Source organism: Pseudoflavonifractor sp. 60, from assembly GCF_009911645.1.
GTDB lineage: Bacteria > Bacillota > Clostridia > Oscillospirales > Oscillospiraceae > Lawsonibacter.
Map to the genome: position 1 here is coordinate 23,835 of NZ_QWKI01000057.1, position 14,619 is coordinate 38,453.

Here is a 14,619-nt window from a genome sequence, read left to right on the forward strand (position 1 = left end):
AGGAACACATGACCGACATATGTAAAACAGGCCGGGTAACCATCCCCACCGACGTGGACGTGGTCCCCGAGACGCTGGAGCTGCTGAAGCGCTGGGGGGCGGACGCCATCCGGGACTGCGACGGCACCGACTACCCCGAGGAGCTGAAGGGGGTTGACGCCAAGGTATACTCCACCTACTACACGACCCGGAAGGACAACGCCTGGGCCCGGGCCAATCCGGACGAAATTCAGCAGTGCTATATTATGACCGGCTTCCACACCGCCTCGGTTGGACCGCTGTCCATCCCGCTGATGCAGGGAATCAGCGACGAGCTGCTGGAGGTCAACACCCGGGACGACATCAAACGCTGGTGGGAGGTGGTGGACCGCACCACTGTGGAACCCCTGGCCCCCCAGGCGTGGCGGTACGAGGAGGGCCAGGTCGTCATCGACGCCCCGGAGCCCTTCCACGACTACACCGTCAGCTTTCTGGCCTACCTGATCTGGGACCCGGTCCATATGTACAACGCTGTCACCAACGGCTGGACCAACTTCGAGCACCAGATTACCTTTGACGTCCGCCAGCCCAAGACCCGGAAATTCACCATGGAGCGGCTGCGCAAGTTCATCGCGGACCACCCCTATGTGGATGTCATCCGGTATACCACCTTCTTCCACCAGTTCACTCTGATCTTTGACGAGTGGAAGCGGGAGAAATATGTGGACTGGTACGGCTACTCCGCCTCGGTCTCCCCCTACATCCTGGAGCAGTTTGAGCGAGAGGCGGGTTACAAGTTCCGCCCTGAGTACATCATTGACCAGGGCTACTACAACAACCAGTACCGGGTCCCCTCCAAGGAGTTTAAGGACTTTATGGCCTTCCAGCGCCGGGAGGTGGCCGCCCTGGCCAAGGAGATGGTGGACATCACCCACGAGCTGGGCAAGGAGGCCATGATGTTCCTGGGTGACCACTGGATCGGCACCGAGCCCTATCTGGAGGAGTTTTCCAGCATTGGCCTGGACGCGGTGGTGGGCAGCGTGGGCAACGGGTCCACCCTGCGGCTGATTGCTGACATTCCCGGGGTTCAATACACCGAGGGCCGCTTTCTGCCCTACTTCTTCCCCGACACCTTCCACCAGGGGGGCGACCCCGTCCGGGAGGCCAAAGAGAACTGGGTCACCGCCCGCCGGGCCATTTTGAGAAAGCCCATTGACCGCATTGGCTACGGCGGCTACCTGAAGCTGGCCTGCCAATTCCCCGCGTTTATCGACTATGTGGAGTCGGTCTGCAATGAGTTCCGGGAGCTGTACCACAACATCAAGGGGACAACCCCCTACTGCGTCAAGACGGTGGCCGTGCTGAACAGCTGGGGACGGGCCCGGTCCTGGGGCTGCCATATGGTTCACCACGCCCTGTATCAGAAACAGAATTACTCCTATGCCGGGGTCATCGAGGCCCTGTCCGGCGCACCCTTCCAGGTGCAGTTCCTCAGCTTCGACCAGGTCAAGGCCAATCCCTCCCTTCTGGATGGAGTAGACGTCCTTCTGAACATCGGCGACGGCGACACCGCCCACACCGGCGGAGCAGTCTGGGAGGACCCGGAGATTTCCGCTGCGGTGAAACGCTTTGTGTGGAACGGCGGCGGCCTAATCGGCGTGGGGGAGCCCTCGGGGCATCAGTACCAAGGCCGATATCTCCAGCTGGCCAGTATACTCGGCGTAGAAAAAGAGACGGGTTTCACCCTGGGTTATGACAAATATAACTGGGAGGAACATCTGGACCACTTCATTCTGGCCGACTGCCAGGGGGAGGCGGACTTTGGCGAGGGCAAGAAGGGCATCTACGCTCTGCCGGGCGCCCAGGTGCTGGTCCAGCGGGACAGAGAGGTCCAGCTGGCGGTGAATGAGTATGGCCAGGGCCGGGCGGTGTACATCTCTGGCCTGCCCTACTCCTTTGAGAACAGCCGTCTGCTCCACCGGGCGGTGCTCTGGTCCAGCCGCAGCGAGGACCAGCTCAATCTGTGGCTGTCCAGCAACTGCAATGTGGACGTCCACGCCTATGTGAAAAACGGCAAATTCTGTGTGGTCAACAACACCTATGTATCCCAGTCCACCACCGTCTTCCGGGGGGACGGCTCCAGCTTTACTCTGGATCTGGACGCCAACGAGATTCGGTGGTATGAGATTGAATAGGGCGTTATAAAAATCCCTCAAACAGATGCCAGTGCTTGCTGCCTGCGTAAAGCAGATGGCAAACACTGGCAATTTGAATTGCGCCTGTCATCCCCTTCCATCCCCCCAAGCCGATTCAACTCCTGGAATCTTGCAAGAATATTCTTGTCTATTCACTTATCAAACAGAGAAAATTTTCCGATATAGTTGAGGGACTGTGTTTGCAGACATATTATTTTTGCGGCTGACCGCTGCGACAAAGAAACATCAAAGGAGACGGCGAATATGATTCACTGCATACGAAATTTAAAAATCAGACTCAAGCTCTATATCCTCATAGGAGTTGCACTGCTTGGAATGCTGATTATCAGCGGTATGTCATTTTTCCTCATGGGCCGGCTAAACGACATGACAAATGACATTGCAACAAGCTGGCTTCCCAGTGTTGACACGGCCAGGGAATTGAGCGCCACCCTCTCGAATATCCGGCTGAATGAGCTGGGCTATCTAACTGCAAACTCCTCCATGCGGGAGGAGACCAGCCTTCAGTATCTCCACAGCGAAAAAGAAATTATGGACACTCTCTTAGCCACATATGGGGCATTGATTGACGAGGAAGAGAGCGCTTTCTATGAAAATGCCAATGACCTCTGGACGAAATACAGGAATGCGGACGAGAAAATATTGGCGTTGGCCCAGCAGGGCCAGATGGAGCGTGCCCGCGATATTCTGGAGGTGGACTGTGAAGATCTGTTCAACTCTTTGAACAGCGCCTTTGATGATATTATTGCCTACAATACAACAGGCAGTAACAACGCGGCGGCAGAAAGCGCTTCCCTCTATAGGACCGCCATCTTTACCATGACAGCAATTATCATTGCCATCATCCTTGTGGGCGTCTTTTTCTCTTTTGTGATAATACGCCTGATTAAAACCCCGATTTCTGAAATCGAGAATGCCGCCATTAAAATGGCGGAGGGAGATTTGGACGTAGAGATCTCTTATACCTCCAAGGATGAGCTGGGCGTTCTGGCCGCCCAGGTGGGCAAATTGATCCGTAAGCTTCGGGTTATCATTGACGATGAGAATAAATTCCTTGCTAAAATGGCCGACGGAGATTTTACCGTGGATTCCACCTGCGAGGGAGAATATACAGGGGGCTTCCATCCTCTGCTCATCTCTTTCCGGAGCATTGCGGAGAAGCTCAATGACACCATGCTTCAGATCAGTCAGAGCTCCTCTCAGGTGGCAAGCGGCGCAGGCCAGGTATCAAACGGCGCCCAGGCCCTTGCTCAGGGTGCAACGGAGCAGGCCAGCGCCGTGCAGGAGCTCGCCGCCACCATTGACGGAATCTCCAACAAGGTAAATCAGAATGCGGACAATGCGCGGCAGGCCAGCGAGGCGGCAGGCTCTGTCAGCGTAAAGGTAAACGTGAGCAAAGAAAAAATGCAGCAAATGACCCAGGCAATGGGGGATATCAGCAGCTGTTCCAGTGAAATCAGCAAGATCATGAAGATCATTGAGGATATTGCATTCCAGACCAATATCCTTGCCCTGAATGCCGCTGTAGAGGCCGCCCGCGCAGGCACCGCCGGAAAAGGATTTGCCGTAGTAGCCGATGAAGTCCGCAATCTGGCCAACAAGAGCACAGAAGCCTCTGAGAATATCGCCTCTTTGATTGAAAACACCTTAAACGCCGTTGAAAAAGGGACGCAGATTGCGGACGATACAGCCCAGTCTTTGATTCAGGCGGTTCATGACGTAAACGAAATGACCGGTATCATCGAACAGATTTCGGAGGCCAGCAGAGACCAGGCGGATTCCATTTCTCAGATCACAGTGGGCATTGACCAGATTTCCAGCGTTGTACAGACAAACTCGGCCACCGCAGAGGAGAGCGCGGCGGCCAGTGAAGAGCTGTCCAGTCAGTCGCAGCTTATGAAGGGCCTGGTTGAACGGTTCCAGCTGAAGAGCGATTCGGCCAGGCGGTCCCAATACGCTGATATGCTGCGATAGAGTCCGGCCAGCCGCCCCCACCTGGATCACACCGGATTCCTGGACGGCCAGCCACGCAGCCATCCCCTGGTCCAGGAGGGCAGGAATTCCATACTGAATATTTGATGTTATCTGCGTAGACAGGTGACCCCTGCCTTCAACGAGATAGGGCCCTATGATATCGCCGCTGCGGCGTATCATAGGACCCTTTTGTATGTCTGAGGGGTTTGGCAGCTGGGCCACGGGCACCAGAAGAAGGATTGGACAAGAAACCCATCGTACTGTCTGCGGCGGGCTTCACGCTAAGAGAAGAAAATTTCCTGTGCAATCTGAATCAGGAGCCTTCCGGCCTTGGAAATATATCTGCCTTTTTTATGGACAATACATAGCCTGCGCCGGCACAGCGGGGCGTCAATGGCATACAGGCAGATATCTGGACAATTTCGTCCGTAGCGAAACAGGGTATCCGTCACAAAGCTGCATCCCAGTCCATACATGGTATATTGGAGGGAGGTATTCAGCTGGTCCAGCTGAATCAGCGCTTTCGGCTGGAGCTTATAGTGCCGGAATACAGCGTCGGCCCGCTGGTACATATCGTTTTCACTTTTCAACAGGATAAAAGGGCTCTCCAAGGCGGAACGGGCCAGGTCATAGGGGAGGCAGCGCCTTTTCTGTGCGGGATCCAACAGCTGGGCCGCCGTAATCTGATACTCCATCAGCGCTTGATTCACGGGGTCCGCGGCTGGAATAGCCAGCAGAATATGCTCCTCAAATAAATCATGATAGATGAGCGAGGGCTCCTCCTCGCTGGAGCTGTCAATCACAAAATCCAGTGCGCCTGAAAGCAGCATCTGGCGCAGTACAAACGAGTTTGCCTCTGCCGTCTCAAATGTAATATCAGGGTAACGGGGAATCATGCGCTGTAAAATCAACGGCAGAATATTGGATAGGATATAGTTAGAGCCGCCAATATAAATATGCCCTTTATTTAAATTCTGAATGTCCCACAGCTTTTCCGACAAAAGGGTCTCATTGCGGACGGTTGCATCAATATATTCCATATATGCCCGCCCCGCCTCGGTCAGCTCCAGCGGAGTGCAGCTGCGGTCGAAAATAGCGGTTCCAAGCTCTGTCTCCGCTTTTTTTATCATGGCGCTTAAAGAGGGCTGAGAGATGTACAATTTTTCCGCCGCTTTGGTAAAGCTGCGCTGGTCGTACACCATTTTTACATAGCTCATTTGTTTATCCACTGGCCGGCCTCCTGATAGATTTTTATCTATCGCTGTGATAAATACATTTGTATTTGATAATACCATACCGCCACGCTATAATCAAGGCCAAGGGGGGATCTTTTATGAAACATTCAGAACAGCCTGTTGTAGTATTCGACTCGGGATTAGGCGGAATCAGTGTGCTTAAAAAATTGGTCAAGGAGATGCCGAATGAGTCCTTCATTTATTACGGAGACTCAGCGAACGCCCCCTATGGCCCCAAGGACCCCTGCGAGGTCCGAAGGCTGACGGTGGAGAGCATAGCGCGGCTGGATGTCTTTCAGCCCAAGGCCATTGTGATTGCCTGCAATACGGCAACCGCCGCCGCCCAGGGGGCACTGGAGGAAGCGCACCCCTGTATTCCGGTAATCGGCATTGAACCGGCGGTGCAAAGGGCGCTCCAGGCGCACCCGGGCGGCCGGATCCTGTCGCTGGCCACTGCGGGGACGCTGGCCTCCCCGCGCTATCAGAAACAGCTCCAGGCGGTGCAGGGGTTGGGAGAAGTGGTTTCTGTGGCCGCCCCGGGTATTGTCGGCTATGTGGAGGGCGGGAAGCAGGACCGTGGGGGGATCATAGCCTACCTGCGCGAGCTGCTTGCGCCATGGCAATCGACGATGTTCCACGGCGTCGTGTTGGGCTGTACCCATTTTCCCTTTGCCGCCGCTGAGATTCAAGAGGCGCTGGGCTATCCTGTATGCTTCTATGAGCAGAGCGATACCGTCGCACGGGAGACCCAAAGCCGGTTTGCCCAATTGGGAATCACCCGCTGTGAAGAGGACAGAGGCAGCGTTACGATGATGAACAGCGCAAACAACAAGGAAATCCTGGGCTTTGTGTGGCGTTTGTTTGCCGCAGTCTAGGTGCTGTCAGAAAACGACGGCCAAAAATTGGGGGTGAATATGGTCCAGAAATCCAGAAAAGGGAGCAGAGCGAAAGCTGTCCTCCCCCGTTTGGTAGCTGCCGCTGTAATCGTGTTAGCCATAGCGCTGCTGGTGCGCGTCCTTTTGGCGATGGGCGGCACAGCGGAATACAGCGGATACGCCGCCGCCAGCGCATTGGTGGAGCTGATGTTTATTCTGCTGACAGCAACCACATATATCAGCGTCTCCAGCAGCGGCCACTGTGAGAGAGTCTTTGTAAAACTGTTTTTGTGGATGCTTGCCATTGTAACAATGGGAATGCTGGGGGATGTCTTGGTCTGGGGAATTGGGCTGGAGGAATTTCCCTGGGTCGTTCCCCTACAGGCTGTGGGGGCATTTTTCCGTGACAGCATGGGTTTTCCGCTGATCATTCTCTACAGCACCTATCTGCTGAGCTATGTAAACGAGGACCCCAAGGAGCTGCTGCGGTATGTTCGGCTGGTGGGCGGTCTGTGCGCCGACGGTCTGCTGCTGGTGTGCATCAATCAAATAACCTCCAGAAGCACGGTCCAGTATTGGCAGCTGTGGGACCACCCATGGGTATTCCTTTTCTTTCTGGCGGTGCCCATTGTGGTGACCATGGGGATCATCTTTTATTTCCGCCGGATGCTGAGCAACGGCAAGGCAATTGCCTTTTTGTTCTATGAACTGCTGGTATTGATGGCCGTTGTTGTGGATATCCTGATTTCTGAGATGACTCTGGCCTATGCTGTCGCAGCCTTTTCTCTGCTCCAGCTGTATATCAGCGTACAGCTGGAGTATGAGAAGCAGCAGGAGGAGGCCCTGCTTCAGCAGCGCATTTCCATTATGCTCAGCCAGATCCGACCGCACTTTCTCTACAATGTGCTGACCGGGATCCGGGCGCTGTGCCGCCTCGACCCGCCCAAGGCGGAGGCCGCCCTGGTGGACTTTACCCGCTATCTCCGTGCCAACCTCAGCTCCCTGGAGGATGAGAGCCTGATCCCTCTGACTCAGGAGCTGGAACACACCCGGCACTATATCCGGTTGGAGCAGATGCGGTATGGGGACGATCTGAAGGTCGTCTTTCACACGCCAGCCGCCCAGTTCTTTGTTCCCGCGCTGACATTGGAGCCCATCGTGGAAAACGCCGTCCGCCACGGAGTCATGCAGCGGGAGCGAGGCGGCACCGTCATAATCCAAACAGCGGAGACCGCCCAGGGCTTTACAATTACGGTAACGGACGACGGCGTGGGATTTGACACATCCCTCTTAAACCGGTGCGGACCGGTCCATGTGGGGGTCAGCAACGTGCAAAAGCGTCTTGCCGCCATGTGCGGCGGCTCTCTGGACATTCATTCCCAGCCGGGTATCGGTACAACCGCAGTCATTTTTGTCCCCAAATAGGGAGAGGGTTTATGAAATACACATTTTTGGCCGTTGACGACGAAGCACTGGCGCTGGCCGACCTGACTGCCTCCCTGAAAGAGGCTGCGCCTGACGGGACGATCTGCCCTTACACCTCCCCCTCCGCGGCGCTGGAGGCGGTGCAGCGAGGAGAAATCCGTCCGGATGTGGCATTTCTGGACATTCAGATGCGGGATTGGACCGGCCTGCGTCTGGCCGGTGAGCTGCGCAGGGTCCTGCCCCAGCTGGAGATCGTCTTTGTGACCGCTTACCCCCAATATGCCCTGGAGTCCTACTCCCTCCATGCCAGGGGCTATCTGATTAAACCGGTCACTGCGCAGGCGGTCCGAGCGGAGCTGAATAATATTTTCAGCGGGACCGCTGTTCCGCTGAGCGTGAAATGCTTTGGAAATTTTGAGGTGTTTTACAGCGGGAAGCCGCTGAAATTTTCCAGGGCGAAATCCAAAGAGCTCTTCGCCTATCTAATTTACCGCTGCGGGGCAACCTGCTCGGTGAAGGAGATTGCCGCCGTCCTGTTCGAGGACCGGGAGTATGACAGCACCCTGAAAAATCAGACTCAGACCTTTAAATCGGACCTGCTGAAGACTCTGCGGTCGGTAGACTGCGAGGATGTGCTTATCAAAGGCCACAACGTTCTCGGGGTAGCCGTAGAGAAAGTGGACTGCGATTATTACCACCTGCTGCGGGGCGATACCCACGCGATTGGGGCCTTTATGGGCGAGTTTATGGCCCAATACAGCTGGGCAGAGCCCGCCACGGCTGCTCTTTTTTATAAATATCTCCAATAAATGCCGCTGTCTCCGGCGCCTCAATGCAAGCAAATCCCAAAAGCTTATCTATTGTTGTCCTTTCGTTGTCCCCCCCAAGCTATAATGGTGATACATCTCTGAACAGAGATGAAATTTTACAAGGAGGAGAACAACATGGAGGAAAAAAATTTGCAGCCTGAAGAGGGCGCCCTGAGAGTTACGAAATTAACTCTGTACGAGGCGGCGGCAATCATTGTCGGCGCGAACATTGGCTCTGGCATTTTGGGCTTGGCGTACTCGTCCCGCAAGGCCGGCTGGCCCATCCTGCTGCTGTGGCTGATTGTGGCCGGTGTGTTTACCACATTTTCCATGCTGTATGTGGCGGAGACTGCCCTGCGGACCCAAAAGCCCTTACAGCTGCCCGGCCTGGCCGAGAAGTATGTGGGGAAGCTGGGGGCAGTGCTGGTCTTTATTTCGGTGGTTGCCAACTCTATGGGGTGTATGATCGCATATACCAGCGGTTCCGGCAACATTCTGTGTACTCTTCTGGGCCTTCCCAACTGGGCAGGCAGTCTGCTGTTCACCGTACCCTGTGTGCTTGTGGTCTGGCTGGGCCTGAAGGCCACCGGACTGTGGGAGAAGTTTATGTCCACCGGTATGGTGGTACTGCTGGCCGTCATCGTTCTGGCCTCCTTCCTGTCCGGAAAAGCGGATATCTCCCGGGCGGTGTATGCCGATTGGACCTACGCCGTCCCCCTGCTCAGCAGCGCCATCTTCTGCTACATCGCCCAGTACGCTGTGCCTGAGCTGGCCCGCGGTATGCGCCACACCCCCAAAAAACTGCCGGTGGCCATCATTGCGGGAATGGTTGTGACCGGTATGCTCCTGGCCATCGTCCCCCTGGCTGTGCTCAGTCTCACCGGTGCGGACCAGGTCACCGAGGTCGCCACACTGGCCTGGGGTCACGCCCTGGGGACCTGGGCGCTGTATACTGCCAACATCTTTGCCCTGTGCGCCATGATGACCTCCTACTGGGCGGTGGGCGGTTCAATGCTGACCAACATTGTGGATATGTTTAAGCTCAAGGATGAGCACGACCCCAAGACCCGGATCACCGCCATCATCTGCACTGTGCTGCCCCCCTTCATCCTGGCCTATGGCGGCTTTGTCAGCTTTGTGGATGCCATCGGCCTGGCAGGTACCTTCGGCGGCGTGATTATGTCCATTGTCCCCGTGCTGATGCTGAACAGCGCCCGGAAACACAGCGAAATCGAGCCGGAGTGGAAATGCGGCTGGTACGCCCACCCCGCCATCCAAGGCACAATCATTGTAGTCTTCAGCCTGGCTGCGGTCTACTTCATCTGTTCCATGGTGGGCATTCTGCCCGCTGGCTGGTAAGGGAAAGGGGCAAATATGAAAATTATACCAAAGGATCAGGTCATTTTCTATTTTAACACCACCAACAGGGCAAATTACACCGTGGAGGATGGAGAGGTTTTCTGGGTCGAGGCAGATGACTGCTACTCCGGGCAGATCACCGACGCCTCGGTAAAGCGGACAGACATTGACATCAGCATCATGGACTGCGCGGTGGGCCCCATCCATGTGCGGGGGGCGTGTCCCGGGGATACGCTTTGCGTGGAGGTGTTGGCCATCGACCTGGCCGCTCAGGGCGTGATGGTCACCTCAAAGGGACTTGGGGTCCTGGGAGACCGGATCACCCAGCCGGACACCAAAATAATCCCGGTCCATGACGGCTTTGCCCACTTCTCTGATAGGATCAAGCTGCCCCTTAGCCCCATGATCGGCGTTATGGGTGTGGCGCCAAAATCCGGACAGTTCCACTGTGCGGTCCCCCATGACCACGGGGCCAACCTGGATACCAAGCTAATCCGAGCGGGCTCCCGCGTCTACTTCCCGGTGAACGTGGAGGGAGCCGGGCTGGCTGTGGGTGACATACACGCCTGCATGGGCGATGGTGAGCTGTCCGGTACCGGAATTGAAATTGCCGGACGTATGTGCCTGAAAACCACCGTTTATCGGGACCGCCCCATTCAGCGCCCTGTCATTGAGACCCTTGACGGCATCTATTTTCTGGCCTCCCGGACAACTCTGGAGGAGAGTATTCAGACAGCGGCGGCGGACGCGGTGGAATTTCTGATGAAGAAGCTGGAGTTGAACTTTCCGGACGCTTACCGGCTGCTGAGCGCCATCTGCGATGCACAAATCAGCGAGGTTGTGGACGACAACGTAACAGTCCGGCTGCACTGCCCCAAGTTTGATACCCGTATTCAGACATTGTAGGACGGCTTGAGCCGCAAGATTCAAGGGGTCAACCCTCCTGGAAATCCGTCTGACACTGTTTTCCCTCTTTGACCGCTGTGGCCGGATACGGCCCAACTCTGGGGCTGGAGCATCACACTCCAGCCCCATGAGTTTCAAGTCGCGGTTCTTTCAGGTATGAATTGGGATTGTCCGGAATATGCTGACAGAGGCAGATTTCTCCGGAAGCAGGCAAAAATAGCTAAAAAAATTGAGATAACCTGTCGAAAAGCCAAAAATGGGCGGTCCGGCAGATTATTTTTTTACTTTCCATAAATAGACAATTGCCCAACGCTGGGGTAGAATAAAACAGTAGCATATAACCCGCCGGTTTGGGCGGGGAAAGGAGACAAACATGGACCAGAAAGAAGTTTTGAGGCGGGTCGACCACACCCTTCTCGCCCCTACGGCTACCTGGGAGCAGGTCAAGGCTGTCTGCGACGAGGGCCGGGATCTGGGGGTTGCCAGTGTGTGCATCCCGCCCCGCTATGTGAAAAAGGCCAGCGACTATTTGGGCAATGGCCTGAAAATTTGCACCGTGGTCGGCTTCCCCAACGGCTACGCAACCCCTGAGGTAAAGGTGTTTGAGGCGGAGGACGCCATCCGGGACGGTGCGGACGAAATCGACATGGTCATCAACCAGGGCCTGGCCAAGGAGGGCGACTGGGAGGGAGTCCTGGCGGAGATCAAGGCGGTGAAGGAGTCCTGCAAGGGCCGCATCCTGAAGGTCATCATTGAGGCCTGCAACTTTACCTATGAGGAGAAGCTGTCCCTGTGCCGGGTCGTATCCATGTCCGGCGCGGACTTCATCAAGACCTCCACCGGCTTTGCCGCGGGGGGCGCCACCGTGGAGGATGTACGCCTCCTGCGGGAGCACGTCAGCCCCGACGTCCGGGTGAAAGCCGCCGGCGGTATCCGCACCTTTGAGCAGGCCCAGGCCATGCTGGACGCCGGTGCGGACCGCATTGGCTCCAGTGCGCTGGCGAGCCTGTCCAAGTAACAAAATAAACCCCACATCCCCCCTGAGACAGTGACGCTCCCGCCTCAGGGGGATGCTTTCTGTTGCGGAGAGGATCCACAGCTCAGTGGAAGGCCACCGCCTCAGCGACCCGGATGCCGTCCACCGCAGCGGAAACGATGCCCCCGGCGTAGCCCGCTCCCTCGCCGCAGGGGTAGAGCCCCCGCAATTTCGATTGGTAATTTTCATCCCGAAGAATACGAACTGGAGAGGAGGAACGGGTCTCCACACCGGTGAGGACCCCGTCCTCCGCAGCAAATCCCTGGAGCTTCCGGTCCAGCAGAGGCAGAGCCTGGGCCAGGCTGGCGGTGACATAGCCGGGCAGGCAGGGGCGCAGGTCGGTCCAGGCCACTCCGGGCCGGTAGGTGGGCGCGACTCCGCCCGGCCCCTCGGAGGGGCGGCCCTGGAGAAAATCCCTCACCCGCTGGGCCGGCGCCCGGAAGCCCCCGCCCCCCAGGCGGAAGGCGGCCCGCTCCCACCGCTCCTGAAACTGGACCCCGGCCAGCACATCCCCGCCGCCAAAGTCCTCCGGGCCCACCCCCACCAGCAGGCCGCCGTTGATATTCTCCCCGTCTCTCGCCCGCAGGCTCATGCCGTTGGTCACCACGCCCCCCTGCTGGGAGGCGGCAGCCACCACCTGGCCCCCGGGGCAGACGCAGAAGGTGAAGACGGAGCGGCTATTGGGCAGATGACAGGCCAGCTTGTAGTCGGAGGGGGGCAGCGTTTTCCAGGCGGGTCCATACTGCTGGAGGCTCACATCCCGCTGTCTGTGCTCAATGCGGACCCCAATGGCAAATTTTTTCTGCTCCATGGGGATTCCCGCGTCCCGCAGCATGGCGAAGGTGTCCCGAGCCGAGTGGCCCGGGGCCAAAATCAGGGTGTCGGCGGTGAGGAACTCCGTTCCCCGTGGGCCCTCCGCCTGGACCCCCGCCAGACAGTCCCCACGCACCGTCAGCCCGGTGAGCTTGTGGCCAAAGCGCACGTCACAGCCCAGGGCGATCAGCTCCCGGCGGAGGGTTTTCACCACCTCCCGCAGCACGTCGGTGCCAATGTGGGGACGGTGGGAGTACTTCACATCCGCCGGGGCCCCCGCCTCCACCAGCACGTCCAGCACGGCGGAGATGCGGGGGTCGTGGGTCCCGGTGGTCAGCTTGCCGTCAGAAAAGGTCCCTGCGCCTCCCTCGCCAAACTGGACGTTGGAGCCCTCATCCAGCCCCCCGGTACTCCAAAAATCCCCCACGTCCAGAGCCCGCCGGTCCACATCCTGGCCCCGCTCCAGCACCACACAGGGGATCCCATTCCTTGCCAGAAACAGGGCCGCAAACAGCCCCGCCGGTCCCATCCCCACCACGACCGGGGGCAGGGTCGATTTCCGGCCCACCTGGGGGAAGACATAGGGGAGCCGCTGGACCAGGGCTATATTTCTGCCGGGGGCGGAGCGGACCAGAGACTCCTCACCGGGCATCTCCACCTCCACCGTGTACACATAGTGGACGTCATTCTTCCGACGGGCGTCGATGGACTGGCGGACCAGCTCCAGCTCCCCCAGCGCCCCTGGCCGGACCCCCAGCGCCCGGGCCGCCCGTCTGCGCAGCTGGTCCAGGTCCCCATTCAGGGGCAGAGGCAAATTGCTGATCCGTATCATCGGGCTCCCCTCCTTCCCCCGCTCCGGCTCATACGATCTCCCACTGGAAATTTTCCAGCTTCAGCCAGGTCCCCAGGGTCGTGCCCTCGGGAAGCAGGAACATGGTAATGGAGTGCTCCCCGCCCTCGTCGGTGACCAGGTGGGCGTAATCTCCGTTGATGGCGTCCACGGTGTAATAAATCGGGTCCATAGATCCCCCTCCTTTTCCTCCAGCATACCTGATTTTCCCCCGTTTGGCAACAATAATCTTGCTGCCGCCCCCGTCAAAAGTCCGGTTTATGGGACTATCCTTCTTGTATACTGTGGTCATACTACAAGAAAGGAGCAAGACGCGATGGATTACAGCATTGTTTGGGTCAGAGGACACGTGGAGGTCTACGATTGGGCAGGACGGTTTTGCTTCTCTGCTGACAGCGAACGAGAGGCCATGGAGGAGCTGGCCCTTACTGCGTAAACAGAAACCGCGCCCTGGGAGAGTCCCCGGGCGCAGTTCTTTGAGAACTCAGCGGCGGCGCAGGAAGTCATGGTCGATTTTGGCCTTCCAGCCGGCGCCCAGGGGCTTCCCGGCCCGGACGGAGCACACCGCCTCGCTGAGGACCTGGTAGTTCAGCTGGGTCCCCTCCTGGTCGCAGCAGTAGTTGGCGGAGTGCTGGGGGGCGATGCCCATGCTGCCGGCGGTCTCTACCGCGTCGATGTTGGCCCCCAGGAACAAAAACTCCCAGCCGAACTTTCGCTGCTGCCGCTCCACCATCTCCTTCACCTGGGGGAGGGTGTACCGCCTGCTGGCGTTCTCCATGCCGTCGGTGGTAATGACCACCAGGGTCCGCTGGGGCACGTCCTCCGGGCGGGCGTATTTGTGGACGTTGCCGATATGGTGGATGGCCCCGCCCACCGCGTCCAGCAGGGCGGTGCAGCCCCGGACAAAGTAGTCCTTCTGGGTTATGGGGGCCACCTGGTTCAGGTCGGCCCGGTCGTGGAGCACCTGTATCTCGTGGTCGAAGAGGACGGTGGAGAGGATGGCCTCCCCTGGCTCCTCCTTCTGCTTGCTCAGCAGGGAGTTGAAGCCGCCGATGGTGTCGGCCTCCAGCCCCGCCATAGAGCCGCTGCGGTCCAGGATGAAGATGATCTCGGTCAAATTGTTGTTCATAATAAAACCCCCT

Annotated in this window: 12 protein-coding genes; 8 read left to right on the forward strand and 4 right to left on the reverse strand. The window is 57.7% G+C overall.

Annotated elements, in window-relative coordinates:
- Positions 1-8 precede the first annotated feature (8 nt).
- Both gnpA and D1646_RS07405 read left to right on the forward strand, forming a co-directional pair.
- Positions 9-2,174 carry a 1,3-beta-galactosyl-N-acetylhexosamine phosphorylase gene (gnpA, locus tag D1646_RS07400; protein WP_160635859.1) on the forward strand — a complete coding sequence of 722 codons (2,166 nt, stop codon included), beginning with the start codon at positions 9-11 and terminating at the stop codon, positions 2,172-2,174.
- Between the two features lie 264 nt (positions 2,175-2,438).
- A complete protein-coding gene (locus D1646_RS07405) occupies positions 2,439-4,169 on the forward strand; it encodes a HAMP domain-containing methyl-accepting chemotaxis protein (RefSeq protein ID WP_160635860.1) in 1,731 nt (576 codons plus the stop codon).
- A 281-nt stretch (positions 4,170-4,450) separates the two neighbouring features.
- On the opposite strand, the gene D1646_RS07410 is transcribed toward D1646_RS07405, so the two are convergent.
- Positions 4,451-5,398 carry a LysR family transcriptional regulator gene (locus tag D1646_RS07410; protein ID WP_160635861.1) on the reverse strand — a complete coding sequence of 316 codons (948 nt, stop codon included), beginning with the start codon at positions 5,396-5,398 and terminating at the stop codon, positions 4,451-4,453.
- 104 nt (positions 5,399-5,502) lie between these two features.
- Here D1646_RS07410 and murI point away from each other — a divergent pair, with 104 nt between their 5' ends.
- The 6 genes from murI to deoC all read left to right on the forward strand — a co-directional run bounded on the left by murI (position 5,503) and on the right by deoC (position 11,796).
- Positions 5,503-6,279, forward strand: a complete 777-nt coding sequence (gene murI / locus D1646_RS07415) for a glutamate racemase (RefSeq protein ID WP_160635862.1) — start codon at positions 5,503-5,505, stop codon at positions 6,277-6,279.
- Between the two features lie 39 nt (positions 6,280-6,318).
- On the forward strand, positions 6,319-7,704 hold the full coding sequence (locus D1646_RS07420; RefSeq protein ID WP_160635863.1) for a histidine kinase: 1,386 nt from the start codon (positions 6,319-6,321) through the stop codon (positions 7,702-7,704).
- An 11-nt stretch (positions 7,705-7,715) separates the two neighbouring features.
- On the forward strand, positions 7,716-8,513 hold the full coding sequence (locus tag D1646_RS07425; protein ID WP_160635864.1) for a response regulator: 798 nt from the start codon (positions 7,716-7,718) through the stop codon (positions 8,511-8,513).
- A 135-nt stretch (positions 8,514-8,648) separates the two neighbouring features.
- Positions 8,649-9,872, forward strand: a complete 1,224-nt coding sequence (locus D1646_RS07430) for an amino acid permease (RefSeq protein WP_243154070.1) — start codon at positions 8,649-8,651, stop codon at positions 9,870-9,872.
- A 15-nt stretch (positions 9,873-9,887) separates the two neighbouring features.
- Positions 9,888-10,778 carry an acetamidase/formamidase family protein gene (locus D1646_RS07435; RefSeq protein ID WP_160635866.1) on the forward strand — a complete coding sequence of 297 codons (891 nt, stop codon included), beginning with the start codon at positions 9,888-9,890 and terminating at the stop codon, positions 10,776-10,778.
- A 373-nt stretch (positions 10,779-11,151) separates the two neighbouring features.
- Positions 11,152-11,796 (forward strand): deoxyribose-phosphate aldolase, encoded by a 645-nt coding sequence (deoC, locus tag D1646_RS07440; RefSeq protein ID WP_160635867.1) that lies wholly within the window; start codon positions 11,152-11,154, stop codon positions 11,794-11,796.
- Between the two features lie 82 nt (positions 11,797-11,878).
- Here the strand turns inward: deoC and D1646_RS07445 are convergent, their stop codons facing one another.
- From D1646_RS07445 to D1646_RS07450, 3 genes are all read right to left on the reverse strand, one after another.
- On the reverse strand, positions 11,879-13,459 hold the full coding sequence (locus D1646_RS07445; RefSeq protein WP_160635868.1) for an FAD-dependent protein: 1,581 nt from the start codon (positions 13,457-13,459) through the stop codon (positions 11,879-11,881).
- Between the two features lie 28 nt (positions 13,460-13,487).
- Positions 13,488-13,649, reverse strand: a complete 162-nt coding sequence (locus D1646_RS22640; protein WP_201754584.1) for a hypothetical protein — start codon at positions 13,647-13,649, stop codon at positions 13,488-13,490.
- 312 nt (positions 13,650-13,961) lie between these two features.
- The gene (locus D1646_RS07450) at positions 13,962-14,606 is read right to left on the reverse strand and encodes a hypothetical protein (RefSeq protein WP_160635869.1); all 645 of its coding nucleotides are present in this window, start codon (positions 14,604-14,606) and stop codon (positions 13,962-13,964) included.
- Between the last annotated feature and the right edge of the window lie 13 nt (positions 14,607-14,619).

Excerpts from the sequence above, each read along its gene's own strand:
- gnpA (WP_160635859.1), top strand. The coding sequence starts at position 9 with ATGACCGACATATGTAAAACAGGCCGGGTAACCATCCCCACCGACGTG.
- D1646_RS07405 (WP_160635860.1), top strand. The coding sequence starts at position 2,439 with ATGATTCACTGCATACGAAATTTAAAAATCAGACTCAAGCTCTATATC.
- murI (WP_160635862.1), top strand. The coding sequence starts at position 5,503 with ATGAAACATTCAGAACAGCCTGTTGTAGTATTCGACTCGGGATTAGGC.
- D1646_RS07420 (WP_160635863.1), top strand. The coding sequence starts at position 6,319 with ATGGTCCAGAAATCCAGAAAAGGGAGCAGAGCGAAAGCTGTCCTCCCC.
- D1646_RS07425 (WP_160635864.1), top strand. The coding sequence starts at position 7,716 with ATGAAATACACATTTTTGGCCGTTGACGACGAAGCACTGGCGCTGGCC.
- D1646_RS07430 (WP_243154070.1), top strand. The coding sequence starts at position 8,649 with ATGGAGGAAAAAAATTTGCAGCCTGAAGAGGGCGCCCTGAGAGTTACG.
- D1646_RS07435 (WP_160635866.1), top strand. The coding sequence starts at position 9,888 with ATGAAAATTATACCAAAGGATCAGGTCATTTTCTATTTTAACACCACC.
- deoC (WP_160635867.1), top strand. The coding sequence starts at position 11,152 with ATGGACCAGAAAGAAGTTTTGAGGCGGGTCGACCACACCCTTCTCGCC.
- D1646_RS07445 (WP_160635868.1), bottom strand. The coding sequence starts at position 13,459 with ATGATACGGATCAGCAATTTGCCTCTGCCCCTGAATGGGGACCTGGAC.
- D1646_RS22640 (WP_201754584.1), bottom strand. The coding sequence starts at position 13,649 with ATGGACCCGATTTATTACACCGTGGACGCCATCAACGGAGATTACGCC.
- D1646_RS07450 (WP_160635869.1), bottom strand. The coding sequence starts at position 14,606 with ATGAACAACAATTTGACCGAGATCATCTTCATCCTGGACCGCAGCGGC.